Genomic DNA, 22,541 nt, shown 5'->3' on the forward strand with positions numbered 1-22,541 from the left:
CAGGAAGCACCGGGCGCTTGCGGCTTCATCAGCCATGCGCCGCTGACGGGCTGCGTAGCGCCGCCTCGCGATATTCGGCCCATGCCTGCCGCAGGATTTGCACCGACGAGGTGAGGAATATCATCGCCATCACGGCGGCGACGGCAAGATCAGGCCAGGCCGAGACCGATCCCCACACGCCGAGAGCGGCCACCATCACGATGAGGTTTCCGATCGCGTCGTTGCGCGAGCAGAGCCAGACCGAGCGGACATTGGCGTCGCCGTCCTTGTACGGCAGCAGAAGCAGAACCGAGCCTAGATTGGCCGCGAGTGCCAACGTGCCGATGGCGCCCATCACCTCGGCCTTCGGCACGCCGAGCACGAACGTCTGGTAGACGGTCGAGCCCAACACCCACAGCGCCATCAAGCTCAGCGACGCGCCCTTCAACAGCGCAGCGGAGGCGCGCACACGCAGGCTGGCGCCGATCACCGCAAGGCTCAGTCCATAGGTGACCGTATCGGCAAGGAAGTCGAGCGCATCGGCCTTGAGCGCCTGCGATCCGGCAAGCTGACCCGCGATCATCTCGGTCAGGAACATCGCGCCATTGATGCCGATGACCGTCCAGAGCACGCGCTTGTAGCGCGGATCGAGACCGTCAAAGACGGGAACGCCGCCTGAGCAGCCGCACGAATCGACCGCGCGATCGCGGTCCCCTGCCTGCACGCCGGCCTTGATTGGCAGCACCAGGGGTGGTGGCGCACAGCATTCGGTCGTCTTCTGCTCGCAGCAGTCGTTCATCGCTCGTCCTTCCGGACGACAGGATAAGGCCAGCCACGCAACCCATTCAAGCCGATCCGTCTGGAACAGCTCTGGGGAGCATGCGTTGCGGTTTCAAGGGCTGCCGGCTGGGTTTGGCCGACAGCCCAACCTGTTGATGCGGGCCTCACTTCGCCTTCTGGATCGCGGTGACGGTGTAGCCGCCGTCGCCCTCCTTGGCCTCGAACCGGACCTTGTCGCCGACCTTGACTTGCTTCAGCAGCGCCGGCTCCCTGACCCGGTAGACCATCGTCATCGGCTCGTCCATGCCAAGGCTCTTGGCCGGGCCGTGCTTGAGCGTGATCTTCCCGGCACCCTCGTCGATCTTCTTGACCTCGCCATCGATATCAGCGCCCTGCGCGAAAACAGCGCCCCAAGGCGCACTCAATGTCAACGCCAGCGCAAACGAGGCCGGGCGCGCAATCCGGATGATCCTGTTCATGGTTGTTGTGCTTTCTTTCGTTGATGGTTTCATTTCACGATGACGCGGCCGGTCATCCCGTAGTCGCGGTGATCCGGAATCAGGCAGGAATATTCGAACGTTCCGGTCTTGGTGAATTTCCAGACGATCTCCGCACTCTTCTTCGGTGCAAGGCGAACGCCGTTCGGATCGTCATGCTCCATATGCGGATGCTTCTTCATCACTTCGGCATGCTTCAAATTCTCTTCGGTGGTCGCGAGCAGGAATTCATGATCCTCGGTGCCGGCGTTGCGGATCACGAAGCGAATCTGCTCGCCGCGCTTGACCTCGATGCGGAACGGCGTGAACTCCATCTCCTTCATCTCGACCTCGACCGTGCGCGAGGGCTTGCCCGGATCGCCGGGCTCGCCGGCCGAATAGGATTCGTGGCCGTGCTTCTCGTGGCCGCGCGACGGCGCTGCCGCGACCGACAGCGCGATCAGCGCGACGCCGATGCTGGTGAGTTGCTTCACTGGATTCTCCATTCTGTGTTTGATGCTTGTCGTTGGTGAGTGAGCTGGGTCCGCTACATCTTCATTCCCTTCATCGATGGCTTGGCTTTTCGCCCCGGCGCCGCCGGCGGTTGGCGCGCGGGCTCGGCGGCAGGCGCCTCGACCTCATAGGCAACCGTGCCCGGCGAATATTTGTACGGTCCGGGGTCGGCGTAATCGTCGCGGCCGAGCCCCTCGCGGATCTTCATCACCGTGAACATGCCGCCCATCTCGATCGGCCCGAACTGTCCGGTGCCGGTCATCATCGGCAGCGTGTTATCGGGCGCGGGCATCTCCATGTTGCCCATCGCCATGCCGGTCGATCCCATCACCATGGCGTCGGGCGCGAGCTTGCCGACCGCCTTCGCCAGATCATGGCGCGACACGCCGATGAAGTTGCGCATGTCGTGGCCCATCGCGTTCATGGTGTGGTGCGACTTGTGGCAGTGGAACGCCCAGTCGCCCGGATTGTCGGCGAGCATGTCGAACGCCCTGACCGCGCCGACCGGCACGTCGGTCGTGGTCTCCGGATATTGCGCTGACACCGGCACCCAGCCGCCGTCGGTGCAGGTCACCGCGAAATTGTGCCCGTGCACATGGATCGGATGGTTGGTCATGGTCAGGTTGCCGATCCGCACGCGGATCCTGTCGCCGAGCCGGATCGGCATCGGATCGATGCCGGGATAGACGCGGCTGTTCCAGGTCCACATGTTGAAATCGGTCATCTCGTTGACCTTCGGCAGATAGGTGCCGGGGTCGATGAGGTAGCTGCTCATGATGAAGACGAAGTCGCGGTCGACGGGACGGAACGCCGGATCGCGCGGGTGCACGATGAACATGCCCATCATGCCCATCGCCATCTGCACCATCTCGTCGGAATGCGGGTGGTACATGAAGGTCCCGCTGTTCTTCATCTCGAACTCGTAGACGAAGGTCTTGCCCGGCTTGATGTGCGGCTGGTTGAGCCCGCCGACGCCGTCCATGCCGCTGGGCACGATCATGCCGTGCCAGTGCACCGTGGTGTGCTCCGGCAGTCTGTTGGTGACGAAGATGCGGACCTTGTCGCCCTCGACCGCCTCGATGGTCGGCCCCGGCGCCTGGCCGTTATAGCCCCAGAGATTGGCCTTCATGCCGTCGGCGAATTCGCGCACCACGGGCTCGGCGACGAGATGGAATTCCTTCCAGTCGCCGTTCATCCGCCACGGCAGCGACCACCCGTTGAGCGTGACAACCGGCCGGTAGTCCGGCCCGCTGGTGGGGTGCAGCGGCGGCTGCATCACCACCTTGTCCATGGTCGGCGCTTCGGGAATGGCGGCGGCCTGGACGCGGCCGCTGACCGCGCTTGCCGTGACCAGCGCCGCGCTGCCCAGAAATCCTCGTCGTGAAAACATATGCTGCTCCCTTCAATGACCGCCGCCGGCCGCGGGCTGCGCGGCCGAGGCGATGGAAGACGGTGTCGATGCTGCGCCGGCCGAGCCGCCGCCGTTGATCGCGGTCTGCAGCTCGGATTGCGCCAGCAGGAAGTCGCGCTTGGCGTCGATCGCCGCGCGCAGCGAGGCGAGCCGCTGCCGCGCTTCGGTCAGCAGCGCGAACACATCGACCTGCATGCTCGAGAAGCGCAGCTGCATCTCCTCGGTGATGATCTGCCGCAGCGGCAGCACCTCGCGCTGGTAGTGGTTCGCGATGTCGTAGGCCGAGCGATAGACGCGGTAGGCGTCGCGCGCCTCGGAGCGGACGTTGATCGCCTTCTCGGTCAGGCGGTTCATCGCCTGGCGGTAGGTCTCCGCCGCCTGGCGCAGGCGCACCTCGCCGCCGTCGAAGATCGGAATCTGGAACTGGACGTCGAAGCCGCGCTCTCTGAACGGCGGGGCTTCGGGATCCTGCGTCCGCCTGTCGATGCCGGCGACGTCGAGCAGCGTGACGAAGCGCGTCGCCTCGGTGAGATCGAGCGCCCTTGGCGAGCGCGACGATTTCCATCCGTGCAATCTGCAGATCGACGCGGTGACCGACCACGGCGATCTCGATCGAGGGCTGCTGCAGCGGCCGCTTCGGCAGCGGCGGCAGCCGGTCCGGAATTCGGAAGCCGAGATCGCCGTCCCACAAGCCGAGCAGGCGCGCCAGCCGCTCGCGCGAACTCGCCGCATTCTGCCGCGCGCTGGCGAGGTCCGCGGTGATCTCGGCGTAGAACACCTGCTCGCGGGCCTGGTCGAGCTTGTTCATGCCGCCGGTCTCGCCGAGCTTTTTTGCGAGCTGCGCGGTCGACTCCGCGGTCGCCTTCGCATCCGTCAGCAGCGCGACCGTCTCGTTCGCCGCCACCGCTGCGACATAGGTGCGCCGCACCTCAGCGGCGAGCCGCAAGGTGGCGAGCGCGGCCTTGAGCTGCGCTTGGCGGAAGCGCTCGCGCGCGATCTCGGAGCGGGCCGGCAGGGTCGCCAGCGCGAGGATGTCGCCGACCACCTGCCGCTCGACCTCGCTGGCGCCGCTTCCGGTGATGCGGGAGACCGAGAAGGTCGGGTTCGGCGGCAGGCTGTCGGCGACGTAATCAGTCTCCGCCAGCGCCAGCTCGTTATAGGCGGCCTGCAAGCCCTTGTTGTTCAGCAGCGCGACCTGCACGGCGGCATCTACCGACAGGTTGCGCGCGAGCAGCCGCTTCACCGCGGCGTCGACGCTCGCGGCCGCGTCTCCGCTGCGAACGAAGGCGACGTCCTTGCCGATCGCCTGCTCGGTCACCTCGGAGACGACGCCCATGCCGCTGTCGGGCGAGAACGACGCGCATCCCGCGAGCGCGGATGTCAGCAGCAGGATCGGCGCGATGGCCGGATGTCGCATGGCGCCCTCCTACCGATCCGACTTCGAACTGGCCGGCGGCGTCACGCCGTCATTGCGCTCGCGCCAGGGCAGCGGCGTCGACGGACGCAAGCTGCTGTAGGGCGCGATCGTCGAGCGGTAGCCGACGCCGGCCGTCCCCGCCGCCGGGTTCGCCGGATCGCCTGCGACGGCGAGCGGCCGGCCGTCGGCCATGCAGCCGGCGAGCGGTGCGGCCGCGAGGATGGCGGAGGCGATCCGCAACACGAATGTGGATGGCGCGCGCCGGCCAAGCCGGTTGCCAAACCGTGTGGCCACGGCGGCGAGCCTCGCCCCGAAATGCGAATACATGGATCTGTCCCGATCATCAGATGAGCAATCGGCATGCGCCCGCGTGCGCGCGGCGCAGCCACGATGTCAGCGAAAGATCAGGCGATGGGGGGACGATAGAGGCGCGCCGGCGCCTCGCTCCGCAGGCTCTGACGAGCCTCGCTAAGGCGCGTGGCGATCGGGTGCAAGGGCGTTGCGACGAAGGGAAGATCGGCCGGCAGCGCCGATACGCACATCAACGCGCAGCACGGCCCCGGCGCGGTCTTGCCGTCGTGGCTGTGCTTGGCACCCGGTTCGGCGGCGCCGGCCGCGTGATGCATGTGCATGCCGCCATGATCGTGGGCGGCATGATCGTGCGCGATGCCTTCGGCGTGCGCCATCGGCATCGACGCCGCGTGAACATGCGCCGCGGCGGCCGGCTGGACTTCATCGGTGAGGCACGGAAACGGCGCCCCGAGTGCGAGCGCGAAGGACGGCGCGAGAACGCAAAACAGATAGGCCAGGATGATGGAACATCCCGCCCGCACCCGCCCTCGCCTGTTCAGTCGCACCAACACCCGCCTCGCATCTCCGATTACCCGCAAGCTGACTGCAAATCAGCCAGCCGCGAACCGCTACCAGCTATATACCCCCTCAGGGTATCATTCAATCCGGTTGGAATCCACGAACCGGCGTCATGTTTCCATCACATCTTTGCCGCTTGGCGCGCGGCACAGGAAGCAACTTCGCGTGCCGACACCTTCGCTTTGATCTCGACGCCCTTCACGACGGCGAAGATCGCGGGAATCACGATCAGCGTCAGCAGCGTCGACGAGATCATGCCGCCGATCATGGGCACCGCGATGCGCTGCATGATCTCCGAGCCGGTGCCGGTGCTCCACATGATCGGCAACAGCCCGGCCATGATGGCGACCACCGTCATCATCTTCGGCCGGACGCGCTCGACCGCGCCCGCGATGATCGCGCGATTGAGATCGTCACGGTCGATCGTACGCCCCTCGGCAGCGCGACGCGCCGTGATCTCGCCCAGCGCCTGGTTGAGATAGATCAGCATCACGACCCCGGTCTCGGCGGCGACGCCGGCGAGCGCGATGAAGCCGACCGCGACCGCGACCGACAGGTTGAAGCCGAGCGCCCACATCAGCCAGAGGCCGCCGACCAGCGCGAACGGCAGCGACAGCATCACGATCATCGTCTCCGTCACCGAGCGGAAATTGAGGTAGAGCAGCAGGAAAATGATCAAAAGCGTCACCGGCACCACGATCCTGAGCCGCGCGGCGGCGCGTTCGAGGTATTCGTACTGCCCGCTCCAGACCACGTAGGTTCCAGAGGGAAACTGCACGCCGGCCTGCACCGCGCGCTGCGCGTCCGCGACATAGCCGCCGAGATCGCGATCGCGGATGTCGACATAGATATAGGTCGCGAGTTGCCCGTTCTCGGTCCGGATCGTTGTCGGCCCGCGCGCCGGCGCGATGTCGGCGACCTCGCCGAGCGGCACCGCCCCGCCCGCCGGCATCGGCACCAGGATGTCGCTCGCAATCGCCGCCGGATTGTCGCGCAGGTCGCGCGGATAGCGCATGTTGACGGTGAAGCGCTGGCGCCCCTCGACCGTCGTGGTCACGCTCTGGCCGCCGAGCGCGGTCGCGATCGTGTCCTGCACGTCCTGCACCGCGATGCCGTAGCGCGACAACGCTTCGCGGTTCGGCGTGATCTCGAGATAGTAGCCGCCGAGGCTGCGTTCGGCATAGGCCGACGAGGTGCCGGGCACGCCCCGCACGACCTGCTCGACCTGGCGTGCGAGCTTGTCGATCACGGCGAGATCGGGACCGATCACCTTGACGCCGACCGGCGTCCGGATTCCGGTCGAGAGCATGTCGATCCGCGCCTTGATCGGCATGGTCCAGGCGTTGGAGACGCCGGGAAATTGCAACGCCTTGTCCATCTCGGCGATCAGACCGTCGAGCGTGAGGCCCTTGCGCCATTCTTCTTTCGGCTTGAGGTTGACGACGGTCTCGAACATCTCGGACGGCGCCGGGTCGGTTGCGGTCGCGGCGCGGCCGGCCTTGCCGTAGACCGAGGCGACTTCCGGGAAGCCTCGGATGATCCGGTCCTGCATCTGCATCAGCTCGGCCGCCTTGGTCACCGAAATCCCCGGCAGCGTGGTCGGCATATAGAGCAGCGTGCCCTCATTGAGGTCAGGCATGAACTCGGTGCCGAGTTGCCGGGCCGGCCAGATCGAGACGGCGATGGCACCGAGCGCCAGCAAGATCACCAGCGTCTTGGCCCGCAACACGCCGTTGATGACCGGACGGTAGATCCAGATCAGGAAGCGATTGATCGGATTTTTGTGCTCGGGGACGATTCTGCCGCGGACGAAGATCACCATCAGCGCCGGCACCAGCGTCACCGACAACAGCGCCGCCGCCGCCATCGCAAACGTCTTGGTGAAGGCGAGCGGCGAGAACAGCCGCCCCTCCTGCGACTCCAGCGTGAAGATCGGCATGAAGGACACGGTGATGATGAGCAGGCTGAAGAACAGCGCCGGCCCTACCTCCGCCGCGGCCTCGATCAGGATCGCGATCCGCGGCCGGCCGGGGTCGGCGCGCTCCAGGTGCTTGTGCGCATTCTCGATCATCACGATCGCCGCATCGATCATGGCGCCGATCGCGATCGCGATGCCGCCGAGACTCATGATGTTGGAGCCGATGCCCAGCAGCTTCATTGCACCGAACGCCATCAAGACGCCAACCGGCAGCATCAGGATCGCGACCAGCGCGCTGCGAATATGCAGCAGGAACACGAAGCACACCAGCGCTACTACGATGCTCTCCTCGAGCAGCGTGCGCTTGAGCGTGGCGATCGCCGCATAGATCAGGTTGGAGCGGTCATAGACCGGCACGATCTCGACCGATTTCGGCAGGCTGGTCGCGATCTCCTTGAATCGCTTCTTGACGTTTTCGATCACGTCGAGCGCGTTGACGCCGAAGCGTTGCAGCACGATGCCGCTCGCCACCTCGCCCTCGCCGTTCAGTTCAGTGATGCCGCGCCGCTCGTCGGGGCCGAGCTCGACGCGGGCGACGTCGCGCAGCAGCACCGGCGTGCCGCCATCGGTCTTCAGCACGATATTGCCGAGATCGTTGATGTCCTTCAGATAGCCCTTGCCGCGAATGACATATTCGAACTCGGACAGCTCGACGGTGCGGCCGCCGACATCGGCATTGCTGGCGCGGATCGCATCGCGCATCCGCTGCATGGTGATGTTGCGATCACGCATCCGCTGCGGATCGAGAATGACATTGTACTGCTTGACGAAGCCGCCGACGCTGGCGACCTCGGCCACGCCTTCCGCCCTGGCCAGCGCGAACTTCAGGTTCCAGTCCTGGATGGTGCGGGTGTCCGCAAGGTTCAGCTCTTTCGACATCACGGCATACTGGTAGACCCAGCCGACCCCGGTGGCGTCGGGTCCGATGGTCGGCGACACGCCGGCCGGCAACCGCGACGCCGCGCCGTTGAGGAATTCGAGCACCCGCGAGCGCGCCCAGTAGATGTCCGTGCCGTCCTCGAAGATGACATAGACGAACGACACGCCGAAGAATGAGAAGCCGCGCACGACCTTCGACTTCGGCACCGTCAGCATCGCCGTGGTCAGGGGATAGGTGACCTGGTCCTCGATCACCTGCGGCGCCTGGCCGGGATATTCGGTGTAGACGATGACCTGGGTGTCGGAGAGATCGGGGATCGCATCGAGCGGCAGATGCAGCAGCGCGTAAAGGCCCGCGGCTGCCGCGAAGCCGGTGCCGAACAGCACCAGCAGCAGGTTGCGCGCCGACCAGGCGATGACACGGGCAATCATTGGCGGTCCCCCGTCTTGTCGCCATCTGCCGCCTGCGCAGCACCGGCCTCGGCAAAGCCCTTGATCGCAGCTTTCAGGTTGCTCTCGGCGTCGATCAGAAACGTCGCGGAGGTCACGACCGCGTCGCCCTCGGCGAGGCCGTCGCGGATTTCGACATAGCCCTCGCCGCGCCGCCCGAGCTTGACCTCGCGCGGCTCGAACCGCCCGTCGCCGCGGTCGATCAGCACGCTCTGGCGGCTGCCAGTGTCAAGGATGGAATTATCAGCGACCGTAAGTACCGGCGCCGCGCCGCCGGTGTCGATCTCGGCGTCGACATACATGTCCGGCAGCAGTGCGAGGTCGGCGTTCTGCAATTCGATCCGCACCCGCGCGGTGCGCGTCTCCTTGTTGACCTGTGGATAGATCACGCTGATCTGGCCCGCGAAACTGCGGCCGGGATAGCTGCGTGCCCGCACCGTGACCTTTTGCCCGACCACGATATTGCCGAGATCGCGCTCGGCAACGTCGACCAATGCCCACACGACAGAGACGTCGGCAATCCGAAACAGCACGTCGCCGGGTTGGGCGCGCATGCCCTCGATGGCGGCGCGCTGCAGCACGATGCCGTCGCGCGGCGACAGCCACTGGATCGCGATCGGAACCGTCCGGCTCTTCTCCATCTCGGCGATGACCGGCTCGGGAACGTCGAGATTGGTCAGCCGCTGCTTGGAGCCGCGCCCGTAGGGCTCGATACCCGCAGTCGCCTTCGACGTGATGGTCGCGACATATTCGGCCGCAGCGGACGATATTGCCGGGCTGTAGATCTCCATCAACGGCTGGCCCTTCGTTACGCGGCTGCCGGTCGTGACGTCGGCGACTTTCTGCACATAGCTCTCGGCCCGCATCGCGATGACGGAGACGCGACGCTCGTCGAGCTGGATCGTGCCGGGCGCACGGACCAGCGTGCGGATGCGGCGCATCTGCGCGGCCTCGGACTTGACGCCGCTGCGCTGGATCCGGCCGGGCGACAGCGTGATCGAACCGTCGTCGCTGTCATCGCCGTCATAGACGGCGATGTAATCCATTCCCATGGAGTCCTTCTTCGGCACCGGCGAGGTGTCGGGAAGTCCCATCGGATTGCGATAATATTTCACCTTGCGCTCGCGCTTGGCGTCGGCCACCGGCATTGCCGTCGGCGCTTCCGCCTCGTCAAAGCTGATGTCGGCGCCGGCGGCGACGGGCCGGTAGTCGCGGCCGTCAGCCGTCTTCTTCGGCGTCAGTGAGTAGAACGGCTTGCCGTCCGGATCACGGTAATAGATCGGCGCGCCTGCTTCCGCCGCTTGCGCGGCAGAGGCAGCGAGATTTGCGCCCGCCCAAGACGGCAGGCCGCGGCCGATATGTGCGACGCCTGCCGCTGCAAGGAGCGCAGCGGCAGCGCCGGCCAGAGCCAGCCGGTTCATTTTCCAGCCGTGACTACGAGCTTGCTTTCGACCGTGCCCGTCTCGCCCTGCACCTTGGCGCCGAGCGACAATTGCCAGCGGCCGGCCATGCCGAAGGTCGCCTTGAACCGATAGGTGCCGGGTTCGGTCCCCGGCATCGGCGTGACCTTGGTGGCCATCTCCTGCATGCCGTCCGGGGCCATGTCGAGTCGCGTCGCGAAGATCACGGCGTCAGGCACGGCCTTGCCGGTCTTCTTGTTCATTAGCCGGACGGTGACAACCTTGTCCGGACCGGCCTGAACAGTCTGGTCCACGAGCTGGAATTCGTAGTCCTTGATGTCGGCGAGCGCGACATTGGCGGTGCCTGTCGGCGCCAGACCGATGAGCGCGGCCCCTACGGCACGTGACGTGTTGAACAACTTCATTATCTCGTTCCTCGATTGGATTTGATCTGCCGCTTGCGCGGCATGAAACGTCCACGCGTCCAAAGGCCGCGCAGCAGCAACCGGCGCTTTGCAGCGCCAGTCAGACCAAATGTCGAGGAGGATGGTCGGGAGGCGGACGGACCAAGCCGTCGGCAACCAGATCGTCATGCGGACGCAATTGCAGCTGCGTCACCGGCCTCATCGCGAGGCCGAGAGCCGACGGTCCCGCGTGCAGGACCTTCAACATGCAAATCGCAACCAGCGGACAATCCCGGCAGTCATTGCTCTTCTGCTTGTCGGGGCAGCACGGCATATCGGCCGCCATGTCCGACGTGTCCGCCATCTGGCTCATACCGGTCAACAAAGATCCGGCCGCCGCAGGCGCAGCCAGCGGCGCAATTGTCAGGCCAGCCGTCACGAGGACGGCGAGCAGCAATCTGAACAATTGGCGAACATTCATAGTGCGACAGTCTCACAAAGGACGGGTGCTGGAAAGGTCACCCTGTTCACAAGTGCACCAGCGAGAGGTTGGGTGGTTAACCGTTCACCCCGGCCTGACGCCCAGCCTATTGAGACTTCGGCCCGCCGTGGTAGCGCCACCGCGTTCCAGCCGTGCCCGGAACGGTCATTGGCTGCAAGCGCGCCGCTTCCTGATCATAACCGAATGCAGACATCGGGTTGCGTTGGGTGGCGACCGCCGGCGTTGTTTCCTTGGCCTCATTGGGCAAATACCGCTTGTCGGAGATCGTCGCGCCCGCTTGCGCAGCCGCCGATGCCACAACAACCGGCACCAGGAACGAGAAAGCAAGAATCATCTTGTTGATCGACATAACCCGGCTCCATCATTTTTCTGAAGTGCATTCATTTGCGATTCTGATCATGAGTTCGGAGCCGATATTCCCTCGGTTACAGGCTCACGCCGACGTGAAAGGTCCGATCTCCCCTTTCACCAACGCAGCAGCCGCGGTCCCAATACCGCACCCGCGAGTGTGCACAGCACGATCGTGCCGCCGTACCATAGCGCGACAAAGGGCAGCGAATCATCGGTGCAATGGAGTGCGTAGGCGACAGCGCTCACGCCACCTGCGACAAGGCCGCCGAATGCCCCCGCCCGCACCAGATTGGTCGGCGCCGCCTTTCTGACGGCCCAGATGATCACGGCAAACGGCACGATCGCGATGATCGGAATGGAAATGAGGCATTCGAGCCATTGGTCTCCCATGACCATCCTGTCCCAGTGGGAGCTGGGCGCCTGTCCAAGGCTGATCGCGGCGAGCAGCATGATCGCCGCGAATGGTATCGCAGCAAGTCCGAGGGAAATTGTTCGCTCGCCGCCTGGACGCGCCAGCCGTGTCAGATAGGCCGACGCCGCGCCGACGGTGCCGAGCGCGAACGCGAGCTTCAGAAATAGAAAGATCACGGCATGCGGCGTGGTCAGGTCGGCACGGACGCCAAGCCCGACAAGCACCACCCCAAGCGCGGCAACCAGCCCCAGCCCGAGCGCGATAGCGACACTGCGGCTGACCAGCCGGCGATCGACCGGCTCGACATTCGTACTGAGTGCGGTGATGAGTTCGTCCGTCTTCATGGTTCCGTTCTCCGAGCGATCAACGCGACCAGAGCTTTGAGTCCGCGATGAATGCTGACCTTCACACCGGATTCCGACATGCCGCACCGCTGCGCCGCTTCTGCGACGCTCAATCCATCGAGCTTTACGGCTGCGATGGCGCACTGCATGTTCGCCGGCAACTGCTTGAGCAATCGCCTGACGTCAAAGCTGCTCTCGGCGCCGACGTGATCGTCATGCGCCGTGATGTCGTCGGCTTCGTCGATCGGCACGTCGGCGCGCGAGGCCCGTGTTCGGCGCAGGAAATCGATCAGCTTGTAGCGCGCGACCGCGTGCACCCAGGGTGTCAATGGCTGTGCCGGATCGTAGGTGTGCCGCTGGAGGTGAATTGCCAACACGGCCTCCTGCACCAGGTCCTCCGCCTCCGCCGCGCCGCGGCCGGTCCTGGCAAGCTTGCTCTTGTAATAGGCGCGCAGATGCCGACTCAAGCGCTCCAGCAACGCCCGGTGGGCCGCCGCATCGCCGTCCTGGCTGGCAAGCATCAGTAGCTTGAGCTCGTTCTCCGTGGTCGACATGCAGCGCCTGTACCTACTGGTTCGCTTACGCGGTCAGTTTGGTTACACCCTGATCGGTCAGGCCAAAATATTTTCGATGTCGCCGTGGAGCCGCCCCTGCTGAGGGGCGGCAGAATTGAGCGAGGCTCGGACGCACCGCGCCGTGAGAACGCGGTGCCCGTGCGAGCCGCAGGCACCGCCCCAGCGGTGCGGGCGTTCAACCGGTCACGTCTGCTTCAACACCGCCGGATCGACCGGCATCTTGCGCAGCCGCTTGCCGGTCGCCGCGAAGATCGCGTTGCTGATCGCCGGCACGATGCCCGAGGTTCCGGTCTCGCCCATGCCGCCCGGCGGCTCGGTGCTCGGGACGATATGGACCTCGATCGCCGGCGCCTGATCGATGCGCAGCATCTGGTAGCTGTCGAAATTGCTCTGCTCGACGCGGCCGTCCTTGAGCGTGATTTCGCCGTAGAGCGCCGCCGTGACGCCGAAATTGATGCCGCTCTGCAGCTGCGCCTGCACCGTGTCGGGATTGACCACGGTGCCGCAATCCATCGCGCAGACGACGCGGTGGACGCGGACCGAACCGTCCCTGGCAACCTCGACCTCGGCGACCTGGGCGAGGTAGCTGCCGAACACGAATTGCAGCGATACGCCGCGTCCGTGCCCGGCCGGCAGCTTTCCGCCCCAGCCGGCCTTGGCCGCCGCGAGCTCGAGCGCCGCCTTGGCGCGCGGCGACTTGCCGAGCAGCGCGCGGCGATAATCGACCGGATCCTGCTTCACCGCCGCCGCCAGTTCGTCAATCACGCTTTCGGTGACGAACACGTTGTGCGAGGGCCCGACGCTGCGCCAGAACGCGGTCGGAATGCCCGGCGGTTCGACCCGGACATATTCGACGTGGAAGTTGGGAATGTCGTAGACGAGATCGATCGCGCCTTCCGTCGTGTCGGGGTCGAGACCGTTGCGGAACGCCGGCGGCGCCCATCGCGCCAGCACCGACGAGCCGGCGAAGCGGTTGTTCCAGGCGACCGGCTTGCCGGATGCATCGAGGCCGACCGCAATCCGGTCGCACCAGTACGGCCGGTACATGTCGTGCTGGATGTCCTCCTCGCGGGTCCACACCAGCTTGACCGGCGCGTCGACCTGCTTGGCGATCTGCACCGCGCGGATCACGCCATCGACCTCGAGCCTGCGGCCGAAGCCGCCGCCGAGCAAATGATTGTGCACCACCACCTTCTCCGGCGGCATGTTCAGCACCTTCGCGGCCACCGCCTGCGCGCGCGAGAGCGCCTGGCTGCCGACCCAGATCTCGCAGCCATCGGGGCGCACATGCACGGTGCAGTTCATCGGCTCCATCGTCGCATGGGCGAGGAACGGCAGCTGATAGGTCGCCTCGACTTTCGTCGCCGCGCCCGCCATCGCCTTGTCGGCGTCGCCGATATTTTGCGCGACCGTGCCCGGCTTGGTGGTGGCGGCTTCGAGCTCGCGCGCGATATCCGATGTGGCGAGCTTGGCGTGAGGACCCTCGTCCCACTCGATTGCGAGCGCGGCGAGACCTTTTTTCGCCGCCCCCATGTGGTCGGCCACCACCGCGACGGCGTCGTCGAGCGTCACGATCTGTCGCACGCCCTTGACGGCTTTTGCCGCCGCATCATCGACGCGCTTCACCCGCCCGCCGAACACCGGCGACTGCGCCAGCGTCGCGACCTTCACCCCGGGCGGCCGGGCGTCGATGCCGTAGACCGCCGTGCCGTTGATCTTGGAGGGCGTATCGAGCCGCTTGGCCGGCGTGCCGATCAGCTTGAACTCGGACGGGCTCTTCAGCGTGACATTCTCCGGCACCGGCATCTGCGCCGCGTCAGTCGCCAGTTCGCCGTAACCCAGCTTGCGTCCGGAGGCCGCGTGATGCACCTCGCCGTTGTCGGCGCGGCATGTCCCAGGCTCGACATTCCAGCGTTTCGCCGCGGCCGCGACCAGCATCGCTTTCGCGGTCGCGCCGGCTTTCCGCATCGGCTGCCAGGCGCCGCGCATCGCGTTCGAATTGCCGGTGGCCTGCACGCCGAGCAGCGGGTTGGCGTAGAGCTTGTCGCTCGGCGGCGCGTGTTCGAGCCGGACCTGCGTCAAGCCAATCTCGAGCTCCTCGGCGATCAGCATCGGGATCGAGGTATAGGTGCCCTGCCCCATCTCGACATAGGGCATGGTCAGCACGACCTTGCCGTCGCTACCGATCCGGATGAAGGCGTTCGGTACGAAGCCGTCGGAGGCGGCGGCCTCGCTCTCGCGGCTCGCGAACGGCAGACTCACGCTGAGCAGCAGGCCGCCGCCTGCAATCGCGCCGGCGCGGAGGAAGTTGCGCCGCGACAGATCGGCGGCGCGCTCGGACAGATTGTCGATCAGCGTCATGGCTCAACCTCCCGACTGCGCGGCTAGCTTGATGGCTTCGCGAATGCGGACATAGGTGCCGCAGCGGCAGATGTTGCCCGACATCGCGTCGTCGATATCGGCATCGGTCGGCTTCGGCTTGCTCGCGAGCAGCGCGGAAGCCGACATGATCTGCCCGGACTGACAGTAGCCGCATTGCGGCACCTCATGCGCGAGCCAGGCGTCCTGGATCTTCCTGCCCGCCGGCGTGTTGCCGACCGCCTCGATGGTCGTGATCCTGGAGTCGCCGATGCTGTCGATCGTCGTGATGCAGGAGCGCACCGCGCTGTCATCGAGATGCACCGTGCAGGCGCCGCACAGCGCCATGCCGCAGCCGAACTTGGTGCCGGTCATGCCGAGCACGTCGCGCAGCACCCAGAGTAGCGGCGTGTCGCCATCGGCATCGACCTGATGACTGGTCCCATTGATCGTGATCTGGAAAGGCATCCTGACACTCCTGTCCTGGTTCGAGGCCCCGCGCGGTCCGCGCCCCTCCGGGCGCGACCGGCCACATTCCAAAGCAATCGCACGGATCATCGCGCCGATTGCTCACTTATGGTAATAAATAAAATTCCAACGCCCTATAAGCGGCGCTTTGATCTGCAGTGAAATAACTATTGGTTTATAATCATGGATCGACTGACCAGCATGTCTGTGTTCGCCCGCGTCGCCGATCTCGGCTCCTTCACCGCGGCGGCCAAGGAGCTGCGGATGTCGCCGACCATGATCGGCAAGCATATCCGTTTTCTCGAGGACCGGCTCGGCTCGCAATTGATCAACCGCTCGACCCGGCGGCAGGGCCTCACCGAGCTCGGCCGCAGCTATCTCGATCACTGCAGGCAATTGCTGGAACAGGCCGAGGCCGGCGATGCGCTGGTCGAGGAGGCGCTCAGCGCACCGCGCGGCAAGCTCCGCGTCGCGACCTCGGTCGCTTTCGGGTCGTACAGCCTGGCGCCCGCGCTGGTCCGCTTCATGAAGAGATATCCGGACGTCTCGGTCGACCTCATCCTCAGCGACAGGATGGTCGACCTGCTCGAGGAAGGGCTGGACGCGGCGATCCGGGTCGGCACGCTGACCGATTCCACCATGATGTCGCGCTCGCTGTCGCCCTATACCGGCGTGGTTTGCGCCGCGCCGAGCTATCTCGCCGAACACGGCACGCCGACCCATCCGGCGGATCTCGCCCGCCACGAATGCCTGCGCTACCCCGGCTGGTCGGACGGGCAGCGATGGACCTTCTCGGGGCCGGAGGGCGAAGTGCATGTCGATGTCGCGAGCCGCCTCTTCATCAACAGCGCGTTCGGCATCCGCTATGCGGCGCTGGCCGGCGCGGGCGTCGTGCTGATGCGCGACGAGTTGCTGGCCAACGATATCGCCGCTGGGCGGCTAACAGTGCTGCTGCCGAACTACACGACGCGGGCCCGCGCGCGTCAGATCCTGTGGCCGAAGCACCGCAAGATGACGCCGAAGCTCCGCGCGCTGATCGACTTCATCGTGGAGACGTATGGGTGAGCCAGATCGATCCCTCGGTTCACGGTCGAAACGTGAATTGAGGTTAGTTCGTGCCTGCTATGATGAGAAGATTATTGAGTACGGGCGTGGAGCAAAACGCCACCACTATCGCGATATTGTAAGGGTTGTTGCTGCGCCACAGCAGCCACATCATGAAATAGGTCAAACCGAGCTTCGGGATAAGCCACCAGGGGCCGAGCCATGTCTGAGCGACATGCATGAACGGGTTCAACTCGCCGAGGCCGAGATTCAGGATCGTGTTGGTGGTGTAAAGATCGGCGATGCCAAGAAGCAGGACGGACAGCACGAGGAGCGTCTTGGCGAGGTAACGTGGCCCCAGAATAATCTCGTAAGCAAATGCGGCGCCCTCCGGGACGTTTCGCTTGAACCACGACTGCGCGGCGTCATTGGTCGCGAAAACCTTCAGATGCTCCGGCTCGCCAACGGGCTTGCTTGTGTCGGTATAGACCCAGACTTTCATTCGATTGCTCAAATAGCTCTTTTCAAATCATAAAAGTATCATCGGCCGAGATGGTCCGCTCCGGAGACAGCTCTGCCGTCGCCGTAAGGATTGATTCCGGAAAGTGGCGCTGGTTGGCCTTCGAGGTGCAGTTCAGGTCGATTCAATCGTTGCGTCGCTTCAGGTCCATGCGTCCAATGCGTTCATCAATCAGTCGATTTAGTCTCTCGTCCCGCAGTGAATTCTTCCTAAACAGCCCGCCATGCAGCCGATAGGCAACAAGAAGCAGGACAATAGCAGTGCCCCCGAGATAGTAGGACCAGTCCATCGTTGAACCGCGCCTGGCTGCTGCGATGGGCGAAGCTTAGGGCGAGCTTGTCCTACTTGTCCAACGCTATCCTGTGCGCCGCATCTGTCCACACCCGAATGGATTGGCCTGATTTATGCTTGGAAACAGCCACATACGGAGGAAGCGCGATGAGGCGGGACCTTTTGGTGATCTACGGCGGAATGCTGGCCACGGGCGCTATCGCCTGGATCTTGTTGGGCAACCCGGCGAGCGTGCCACGTATGCACGGGCTCCAGACGATGTCTGCCGATCAAGACCTGAGAGTCGTCTCCCAGCGAAGTCCATATATGCGGGACGAGCGCTAGGGCCGTCCCCGGCGGGTGCCCCGCGAAATTCAATCACTGAGCTGCCCGACGACGCAAGGCGGCTGTCGATTCGAATGCGCCCAGTCAGCGGGACTGAGCATAGGGTGCAGCATTCATCAGCAGCACCCCGAAAAGCAGGACCAGATAGAGCATCGAAAACACGAACAGGCGACGAGCGGGCCGCCTTTCCTTGTCGTGGCTCCGGCGTACCTGCCATGCGAGAAAAATCATGATCGCTCCCAGCGTCGCCGCAGCCGCGCCGTAGACGGCTCCCGCAAACCCCAGTGCACAAGGCAGCAGCGAGGTCGAAACCAGAAGCACGCTGGAGAGAAGAATCTGGCGCTTTGTTTCGGTCCTGCCGGCCACGACCGGCAACATCGGCACGCCGGCGCGGGCATACTCGCCAGCAAGATTGAGCGACAGTGCCCAGAAGTGGGGTGGCGTCCAAAGGAAGATGATCAGAAACAGGATGAGCGGCTCGAGCCCGACATATCCTGTGACCGCGACCCAGCCGATCACCGGAGGGAGCGCTCCGGCGGCACCGCCAATGACGATATTCTGCGGGGTTCGGCGTTTGAGCCACATCGTGTAGACGACGACGTAGAAGAAGATCGTGAAGGCCAGCAGCGCAGCAGCGGCCATGTTCAGCAAGGCGCCGAGGGCGAGGACCGCGCACGTGCCGAGCATCAATCCGAAGGCCAATGCTTCCGGGCGCGATACGCGGCCGCTGGGAATTGGACGGATGGCGGTACGCGCCATCAGCGCATCGATGTCGGCGTCGTACCACATATTGAGCGCAGCTGCGGCGCCGGCGCCCGCAGCGATGCAAAGAAGAGCAGCGAGCCCGGTGAAGGGCTCGATGCCGCCCGGTGCGACCATGAGACCGACCAATGCGGTAAAGACGACCAGCGACATCACGCGCGGTTTCGTCAGTGCGACGTAGTCTCCGATGTTGGCATAGCTCCGGCGACGAATTGAACGATTGATTTGCACGAGATTAATTCCTCGTCAGTTCGAAAAGCCATCGGTTGAAGGCCCTCTTCGCAGGGTGCCGGACGATGCGGCGAGGCCTCCGCCTTCAGGATGCCTTGCCTCGTCCAGCATGACCCATGCGGTCATGCCCGTCGCATTTCTAGCTTGCCGGCGCGAAGAACATGACCCGAAGCAGATGCGTATAGTCGGATTCGAACACCATGATCCCGACAAACACCAGCACCAGCACCGGCGGCAACAGGATGGCGTAGGCCAACGCCAACCGCTCCCAGGCCATGTGCATGAACACAGCGACGATCAGGCCGGCCTTCAGCACCATGAACAGCAGGATCAGCGACCACCGCAGGTGGCCATGGATACCAAAATAGTCGACGAGATACGAGCAGGTGCTGAGCACGAACAGCCATCCCCAGACCACGAGATAGAGCTTGATCGGGTGCTGCTGGCCCTCTGCATGCGCGGCGCCTGATGCCACCGTACCATGCACATAGGTGTGTAGCGCATGCTGTGCTGCCTGCCCTTCCACATGTACCGCTGCTTCTGTCATGCGCGACCTCACCAGAGATAAAAGAAGGCAAAGATGAACACCCAGACCAGATCGACGAAATGCCAGTACAGGCCCATGATTTCGACGATCTCGTAGTAGCCCTTGCGGCTCGTGAAAAAGCCACGCCGCTCGACGTCGAAGTCTCCCCGCCAAACCTTTCGCGCGATGGCGATCAGGAAGATCACACCAATGGTCACGTGGGTGCCGTGGAAGCCGGTGATCATGAAGAAGGAAGCGCCAAATTGCGGCGCGCCCCACGGGTTGCCCCAGGGCCGCACGCCCTCCATGATCAGCTTGGTCCATTCGAAAGCCTGCATTCCGACGAACGTCGCGCCAAATGCCGCGGTGACCAGCATCAAGGCTGCCGTTTTGACGCGATCCCGGCGGTAACCGAAGTTGACGGCCATCGCCATCGTCCCGCTGCTGCTGATCAGGACGAAGGTCATGATCGCGATCAGGATGAGCGGGATGTGCTGGCCGCCGATATTGAGCGCGAAGACTTCGCTGGGGTTGGGCCACGGCACAGTCGTCGACATTCGCGCCGTCATGTACGACAGCAGGAAGCAGCTGAAGATGAAGGTGTCGCTCAGAAGGAAGATCCACATCATGGCCTTCCCCCAGGACACGTTCTTGAATGCGCGCTGGTCCGAGGCCCAGTCGGCGGCGATGCCGCGCAATCCGGGTATCGTCCCGGGCAGTGCCTTGGGGGTTGCGAGTGTGGTTTCTGTCATCGCTTCCTGCCTCGCTAGGTGAGCAACTGGCGACAGATGTCGACGAAATTGTCGGTCCAGCCCGCCAGCAGACCGAGCAGGACCAGCCAGACCAGCAACAGGAAATGCCAGTAGATGGTACAAAGCTCGACGCTCAGGCGCATCTGCGTCATCGGCGCGCGGCGCCACAGTTTTACGGTCGCCCTGCCGAGCGCCACCAGGCCGCCGGTCACGTGCAACCCGTGGAGCGCGGTGATCAGATAGAAGAAGGAATTGGCCGGATTCGACGCCATGACATAGCCGGCGATGCTGAGCTGCTGCCACACCACGAGCTGCCCGATCAGGAACATCACGGCCGATGCACCGCCGACCAACAGGCCCGCGATCAGGCCCTCATGGTCGCCACGGCGCGCGGCCATCAGCGCCCATTGCAGCGCCACGCTGCTGATGACGAGGACGCCGGTGTTGAACCACACCAGCCTCGGCAGCGGCAGCTCGCGCCAGTCCACCATGGTGGTGCGCATCGAGTAGGCGCTGATCAGGAGCGCGAACAGCGAGCCGACCACCGCGAGAAAGACACCAAGGCCGATTTTCGCCGCCGGCACCGAAGAGCCGCGATCGCCGCGAAGATCGACGGCAATGCCCTGCTCCAGCCACGGCTTGGCGGCCAGCCGTTGCTGCGAGAGCCACCATCCCGCGATCGCTGCAATCGTAGCAATGAACAGGACGATGGCACTCACGGATGGGCCCCCTGGGCCAGCACCTTGGCCGGCGGTTCATTCTGCGGGATGAAGTCCCTGGCGGCACCGGGCACGCTGTAATCGTAGGCCCAGCGATAGACGACGGGGAGCTCCTTGCCCCAGTTGCCGTGCCCCGGCGGGGTCTCCGGCGTCTGCCATTCCAGCGAGGTGGCACCCCAGGGATTGCCGCCCGCCTCTTTTCCCTTGAACAGGCTCCAGACCAGATTGAACAGGAAGACGAGCTGGGCGAAGCCGACAATCAGCGCCGCGACGCTCATGAACGCGTTGAGGTCATGGGCGGATGCCGGGACGAAGGAGGTCTCGCCGATGTCGTGATAGCGGCGCGGCATCCCGAGCAGGCCGAGATAGTGCATCGGGAAGAACACCGCATAGGCCCCGACGAACGTCACCCAGAAGTGGAAGCGTCCGAGCGCATCATTGAGCATCCGCCCGGTGACCTTCGGATACCAATGATAGATCCCGCCGAACACGGCCATGATCGGCGCAATCCCCATCACCATGTGGAAGTGCGCGACGACGAACATCGTATCGGACAGCGGAACGTCGACGACAACGTTGCCGAGGAACAGCCCGGTCAGGCCGCCATTGACGAAGGTGACGATGAAGCCGAGCGCAAACAGCATCGGCACCGTGAGATGGATGTCGCCGCGCCAAAGGGTCAGCACCCAGTTGTAGACCTTGATCGCGGTCGGGACCGCGATGATGAGCGTCGTGGTGGCGAAGAAGAACCCGAAATACGGGTGCATGCCGCTGACATACATGTGGTGCGCCCACACGACGAAGCTCAGCGCCCCGATCGCCACGATCGCCCAGACCATCATGCGATAGCCGAAGATGTTCTTGCGCGCGTGCGTGCTGATCAGATCCGAGATGATGCCGAACGCCGGCAGCGCGACGATGTAGACTTCGGGGTGGCCGAAGAACCAGAACAAATGCTGGAACAGGATCGGGCTGCCGCCGCCATACTTGGTCAGCTGGCCCATCTCGACCAGTGTCGGCATGAAGAAGCTGGTTCCAAGGAGGCGGTCCAGCAGCAGCATCACCGAGGCCACGAACAGCGCCGGGAACGCCAGCAGCGCCATCACGGTGGCGGTGAAGATGCCCCACACCGTCAAGGGCATGCGCATCAAGGTCATGCCGCGTGTACGGGCCTGCAATACCGTGACCACGTAATTGAGCCCGCCCATCGTGAAGCCGATGATGAACAGGATCAGCGAGGCCAGCATGAGAACGATGCCCCAGTCCTGCCCGGGGGTACCGGAGAGAATCGCCTGGGGTGGATAAAGCGTCCAGCCGGCGCCGGTCGGCCCGCCCGGCACGAAGAACGTCGCGGCCAGCACCAGCACCGCGAGCAGATAGACCCAGTAGCTCAGCATGTTCACGTAGGGGAAGACCATGTCCCGCGCGCCAACCATCAGCGGGATGAGGTAGTTGCCGAAGCCGCCGAGGAACAACGCCGTGAGCAGGTAGATCACCATGATCATGCCGTGCATGGTGATGAACTGAAGGTACTGATTGGCATCGATAAAGGAGAATGTGCCGGGAAATCCCAGTTGCAGCCGCATCATCCACGACAGCACCAGCGCAACCATTCCGATCGACATCGCCGTGATCGAGTACTGGACGGCGATCACCTTGGCGTCTTGCGAAAAAACGTACCTCGTCCACCAGCTGTGCGGATGATAGAGCTCAACCTCAGTGACTTCGGCGGGCGGGATGCCTGCGACCTGATCAAACGGGATATCGACCATCGGAATACCCTCCTTGGTCTTCCGCTCAGCGAC

The 22,541-nt window shown here is 64.4% G+C and carries 22 protein-coding genes and 1 pseudogene; 1 reads left to right on the forward strand and 22 read right to left on the reverse strand.

Annotated features, from left to right (window positions below; all coding sequences use genetic code 11):
• Nucleotides 1-28: 28 nt before the first annotated feature.
• The 16 genes and pseudogenes from ACE10X_RS26570 to ACE10X_RS26645 all read right to left on the reverse strand — a co-directional run bounded on the left by ACE10X_RS26570 (nucleotide 29) and on the right by ACE10X_RS26645 (nucleotide 15,567).
• Nucleotides 29-778, reverse strand: a complete 750-nt coding sequence (locus ACE10X_RS26570; protein WP_038383209.1) for a cation transporter — start codon at nucleotides 776-778, stop codon at nucleotides 29-31.
• A gap of 145 nt (nucleotides 779-923) precedes the next feature.
• Nucleotides 924-1,238, reverse strand: a complete 315-nt coding sequence (locus ACE10X_RS26575; RefSeq protein WP_375763051.1) for a copper-binding protein — start codon at nucleotides 1,236-1,238, stop codon at nucleotides 924-926.
• 29 nt (nucleotides 1,239-1,267) lie between these two features.
• Nucleotides 1,268-1,741 carry a cupredoxin domain-containing protein gene (locus ACE10X_RS26580; protein ID WP_038383211.1) on the reverse strand — a complete coding sequence of 158 codons (474 nt, stop codon included), beginning with the start codon at nucleotides 1,739-1,741 and terminating at the stop codon, nucleotides 1,268-1,270.
• Between the two features lie 41 nt (nucleotides 1,742-1,782).
• Nucleotides 1,783-3,138, reverse strand: a complete 1,356-nt coding sequence (locus ACE10X_RS26585) for a multicopper oxidase family protein (RefSeq protein WP_038383212.1) — start codon at nucleotides 3,136-3,138, stop codon at nucleotides 1,783-1,785.
• Between the two features lie 12 nt (nucleotides 3,139-3,150).
• A pseudogene (locus ACE10X_RS26590) lies at nucleotides 3,151-4,576 on the reverse strand (TolC family protein).
• Nucleotides 4,577-4,585: 9 nt separating this feature from the next.
• Nucleotides 4,586-4,903 (reverse strand): hypothetical protein, encoded by a 318-nt coding sequence (locus tag ACE10X_RS26595; RefSeq protein ID WP_304557791.1) that lies wholly within the window; start codon nucleotides 4,901-4,903, stop codon nucleotides 4,586-4,588.
• Between the two features lie 77 nt (nucleotides 4,904-4,980).
• Nucleotides 4,981-5,427, reverse strand: coding sequence for a hypothetical protein (locus tag ACE10X_RS26600; protein ID WP_244435718.1), 447 nt, complete (start codon nucleotides 5,425-5,427; stop codon nucleotides 4,981-4,983).
• Nucleotides 5,428-5,567: 140 nt separating this feature from the next.
• Nucleotides 5,568-8,735 carry an efflux RND transporter permease subunit gene (locus ACE10X_RS26605; protein WP_038383218.1) on the reverse strand — a complete coding sequence of 1,056 codons (3,168 nt, stop codon included), beginning with the start codon at nucleotides 8,733-8,735 and terminating at the stop codon, nucleotides 5,568-5,570.
• Nucleotides 8,732-10,174 carry an efflux RND transporter periplasmic adaptor subunit gene (locus tag ACE10X_RS26610; protein ID WP_051002841.1) on the reverse strand — a complete coding sequence of 481 codons (1,443 nt, stop codon included), beginning with the start codon at nucleotides 10,172-10,174 and terminating at the stop codon, nucleotides 8,732-8,734. The genes ACE10X_RS26605 and ACE10X_RS26610 overlap by 4 nt, the downstream gene beginning before the upstream one ends.
• Nucleotides 10,171-10,578, reverse strand: coding sequence for a FixH family protein (locus ACE10X_RS26615; protein WP_038383219.1), 408 nt, complete (start codon nucleotides 10,576-10,578; stop codon nucleotides 10,171-10,173). The genes ACE10X_RS26610 and ACE10X_RS26615 overlap by 4 nt, the downstream gene beginning before the upstream one ends.
• A 100-nt stretch (nucleotides 10,579-10,678) precedes the next feature.
• A complete protein-coding gene (locus ACE10X_RS26620) occupies nucleotides 10,679-11,038 on the reverse strand; it encodes a hypothetical protein (protein ID WP_038383220.1) in 360 nt (119 codons plus the stop codon).
• A 106-nt stretch (nucleotides 11,039-11,144) separates the two neighbouring features.
• Nucleotides 11,145-11,408 carry a hypothetical protein gene (locus ACE10X_RS26625; RefSeq protein WP_038383221.1) on the reverse strand — a complete coding sequence of 88 codons (264 nt, stop codon included), beginning with the start codon at nucleotides 11,406-11,408 and terminating at the stop codon, nucleotides 11,145-11,147.
• Between the two features lie 116 nt (nucleotides 11,409-11,524).
• Nucleotides 11,525-12,166, reverse strand: a complete 642-nt coding sequence (locus ACE10X_RS26630) for an NrsF family protein (protein WP_038383222.1) — start codon at nucleotides 12,164-12,166, stop codon at nucleotides 11,525-11,527.
• The gene (locus ACE10X_RS26635; protein WP_038383223.1) at nucleotides 12,163-12,720 is read right to left on the reverse strand and encodes a sigma-70 family RNA polymerase sigma factor; all 558 of its coding nucleotides are present in this window, start codon (nucleotides 12,718-12,720) and stop codon (nucleotides 12,163-12,165) included. The genes ACE10X_RS26630 and ACE10X_RS26635 overlap by 4 nt, the downstream gene beginning before the upstream one ends.
• Before the next feature lie 204 nt (nucleotides 12,721-12,924).
• Complete coding sequence (locus tag ACE10X_RS26640; protein WP_038383224.1) at nucleotides 12,925-15,102, reverse strand: xanthine dehydrogenase family protein molybdopterin-binding subunit; 2,178 nt, start codon at nucleotides 15,100-15,102, stop codon at nucleotides 12,925-12,927.
• A gap of 3 nt (nucleotides 15,103-15,105) precedes the next feature.
• On the reverse strand, nucleotides 15,106-15,567 hold the full coding sequence (locus ACE10X_RS26645; protein WP_038383225.1) for a (2Fe-2S)-binding protein: 462 nt from the start codon (nucleotides 15,565-15,567) through the stop codon (nucleotides 15,106-15,108).
• Between the two features lie 183 nt (nucleotides 15,568-15,750).
• Between ACE10X_RS26645 and ACE10X_RS26650 the strand changes: the two genes are divergently transcribed.
• Complete coding sequence (locus ACE10X_RS26650; RefSeq protein WP_375763052.1) at nucleotides 15,751-16,632, forward strand: LysR substrate-binding domain-containing protein; 882 nt, start codon at nucleotides 15,751-15,753, stop codon at nucleotides 16,630-16,632.
• A 43-nt stretch (nucleotides 16,633-16,675) separates the two neighbouring features.
• On the opposite strand, the gene ACE10X_RS26655 is transcribed toward ACE10X_RS26650, so the two are convergent.
• The 6 genes from ACE10X_RS26655 to ctaD all read right to left on the reverse strand — a co-directional run bounded on the left by ACE10X_RS26655 (nucleotide 16,676) and on the right by ctaD (nucleotide 22,508).
• Nucleotides 16,676-17,113: a DUF5658 family protein gene (locus tag ACE10X_RS26655; RefSeq protein WP_028342667.1), complete on the reverse strand. Its 438-nt coding sequence runs from the start codon at nucleotides 17,111-17,113 to the stop codon at nucleotides 16,676-16,678.
• Nucleotides 17,114-17,830: 717 nt separating this feature from the next.
• The gene (locus ACE10X_RS26660; protein ID WP_375763053.1) at nucleotides 17,831-18,739 is read right to left on the reverse strand and encodes a heme o synthase; all 909 of its coding nucleotides are present in this window, start codon (nucleotides 18,737-18,739) and stop codon (nucleotides 17,831-17,833) included.
• 139 nt (nucleotides 18,740-18,878) lie between these two features.
• Nucleotides 18,879-19,286: a cytochrome C oxidase subunit IV family protein gene (locus ACE10X_RS26665; protein WP_038383227.1), complete on the reverse strand. Its 408-nt coding sequence runs from the start codon at nucleotides 19,284-19,286 to the stop codon at nucleotides 18,879-18,881.
• Between the two features lie 8 nt (nucleotides 19,287-19,294).
• A complete protein-coding gene (locus ACE10X_RS26670; RefSeq protein WP_028342670.1) occupies nucleotides 19,295-20,017 on the reverse strand; it encodes a heme-copper oxidase subunit III family protein in 723 nt (240 codons plus the stop codon).
• Between the two features lie 14 nt (nucleotides 20,018-20,031).
• Nucleotides 20,032-20,736: a cytochrome c oxidase subunit 3 gene (locus tag ACE10X_RS26675; RefSeq protein WP_375763054.1), complete on the reverse strand. Its 705-nt coding sequence runs from the start codon at nucleotides 20,734-20,736 to the stop codon at nucleotides 20,032-20,034.
• Nucleotides 20,733-22,508 (reverse strand): cytochrome c oxidase subunit I, encoded by a 1,776-nt coding sequence (gene ctaD / locus ACE10X_RS26680; RefSeq protein ID WP_375763055.1) that lies wholly within the window; start codon nucleotides 22,506-22,508, stop codon nucleotides 20,733-20,735. Before ctaD ends, ACE10X_RS26675 begins: the two co-directional genes overlap by 4 nt.
• Between the last annotated feature and the right edge of the window lie 33 nt (nucleotides 22,509-22,541).

Origin of the sequence: Bradyrhizobium sp. Pha-3 (genome assembly GCF_042258325.1) — a bacterium.
GTDB classification, from domain to species: domain Bacteria; phylum Pseudomonadota; class Alphaproteobacteria; order Rhizobiales; family Xanthobacteraceae; genus Bradyrhizobium; species Bradyrhizobium elkanii.

What these genes read in the sequence shown, in the direction of transcription:
- ACE10X_RS26570 (WP_038383209.1), bottom strand. Translation starts at nt 778, where the DNA reads ATGAACGACTGCTGCGAGCAGAAGACGACCGAATGCTGTGCGCCACCA.
- ACE10X_RS26575 (WP_375763051.1), bottom strand. Translation starts at nt 1,238, where the DNA reads ATGAACAGGATCATCCGGATTGCGCGCCCGGCCTCGTTTGCGCTGGCG.
- ACE10X_RS26580 (WP_038383211.1), bottom strand. Translation starts at nt 1,741, where the DNA reads ATGGAGAATCCAGTGAAGCAACTCACCAGCATCGGCGTCGCGCTGATC.
- ACE10X_RS26585 (WP_038383212.1), bottom strand. Translation starts at nt 3,138, where the DNA reads ATGTTTTCACGACGAGGATTTCTGGGCAGCGCGGCGCTGGTCACGGCA.
- ACE10X_RS26595 (WP_304557791.1), bottom strand. Translation starts at nt 4,903, where the DNA reads ATGTATTCGCATTTCGGGGCGAGGCTCGCCGCCGTGGCCACACGGTTT.
- ACE10X_RS26605 (WP_038383218.1), bottom strand. Translation starts at nt 8,735, where the DNA reads ATGATTGCCCGTGTCATCGCCTGGTCGGCGCGCAACCTGCTGCTGGTG.
- ACE10X_RS26610 (WP_051002841.1), bottom strand. Translation starts at nt 10,174, where the DNA reads ATGAACCGGCTGGCTCTGGCCGGCGCTGCCGCTGCGCTCCTTGCAGCG.
- ACE10X_RS26615 (WP_038383219.1), bottom strand. Translation starts at nt 10,578, where the DNA reads ATGAAGTTGTTCAACACGTCACGTGCCGTAGGGGCCGCGCTCATCGGT.
- ACE10X_RS26620 (WP_038383220.1), bottom strand. Translation starts at nt 11,038, where the DNA reads ATGAATGTTCGCCAATTGTTCAGATTGCTGCTCGCCGTCCTCGTGACG.
- ACE10X_RS26625 (WP_038383221.1), bottom strand. Translation starts at nt 11,408, where the DNA reads ATGTCGATCAACAAGATGATTCTTGCTTTCTCGTTCCTGGTGCCGGTT.
- ACE10X_RS26630 (WP_038383222.1), bottom strand. Translation starts at nt 12,166, where the DNA reads ATGAAGACGGACGAACTCATCACCGCACTCAGTACGAATGTCGAGCCG.
- ACE10X_RS26635 (WP_038383223.1), bottom strand. Translation starts at nt 12,720, where the DNA reads ATGTCGACCACGGAGAACGAGCTCAAGCTACTGATGCTTGCCAGCCAG.
- ACE10X_RS26640 (WP_038383224.1), bottom strand. Translation starts at nt 15,102, where the DNA reads ATGACGCTGATCGACAATCTGTCCGAGCGCGCCGCCGATCTGTCGCGG.
- ACE10X_RS26645 (WP_038383225.1), bottom strand. Translation starts at nt 15,567, where the DNA reads ATGCCTTTCCAGATCACGATCAATGGGACCAGTCATCAGGTCGATGCC.
- ACE10X_RS26650 (WP_375763052.1), top strand. Translation starts at nt 15,751, where the DNA reads ATGGATCGACTGACCAGCATGTCTGTGTTCGCCCGCGTCGCCGATCTC.
- ACE10X_RS26655 (WP_028342667.1), bottom strand. Translation starts at nt 17,113, where the DNA reads ATGAAAGTCTGGGTCTATACCGACACAAGCAAGCCCGTTGGCGAGCCG.
- ACE10X_RS26665 (WP_038383227.1), bottom strand. Translation starts at nt 19,286, where the DNA reads ATGACAGAAGCAGCGGTACATGTGGAAGGGCAGGCAGCACAGCATGCG.
- ACE10X_RS26670 (WP_028342670.1), bottom strand. Translation starts at nt 20,017, where the DNA reads ATGACAGAAACCACACTCGCAACCCCCAAGGCACTGCCCGGGACGATA.
- ctaD (WP_375763055.1), bottom strand. Translation starts at nt 22,508, where the DNA reads ATGGTCGATATCCCGTTTGATCAGGTCGCAGGCATCCCGCCCGCCGAA.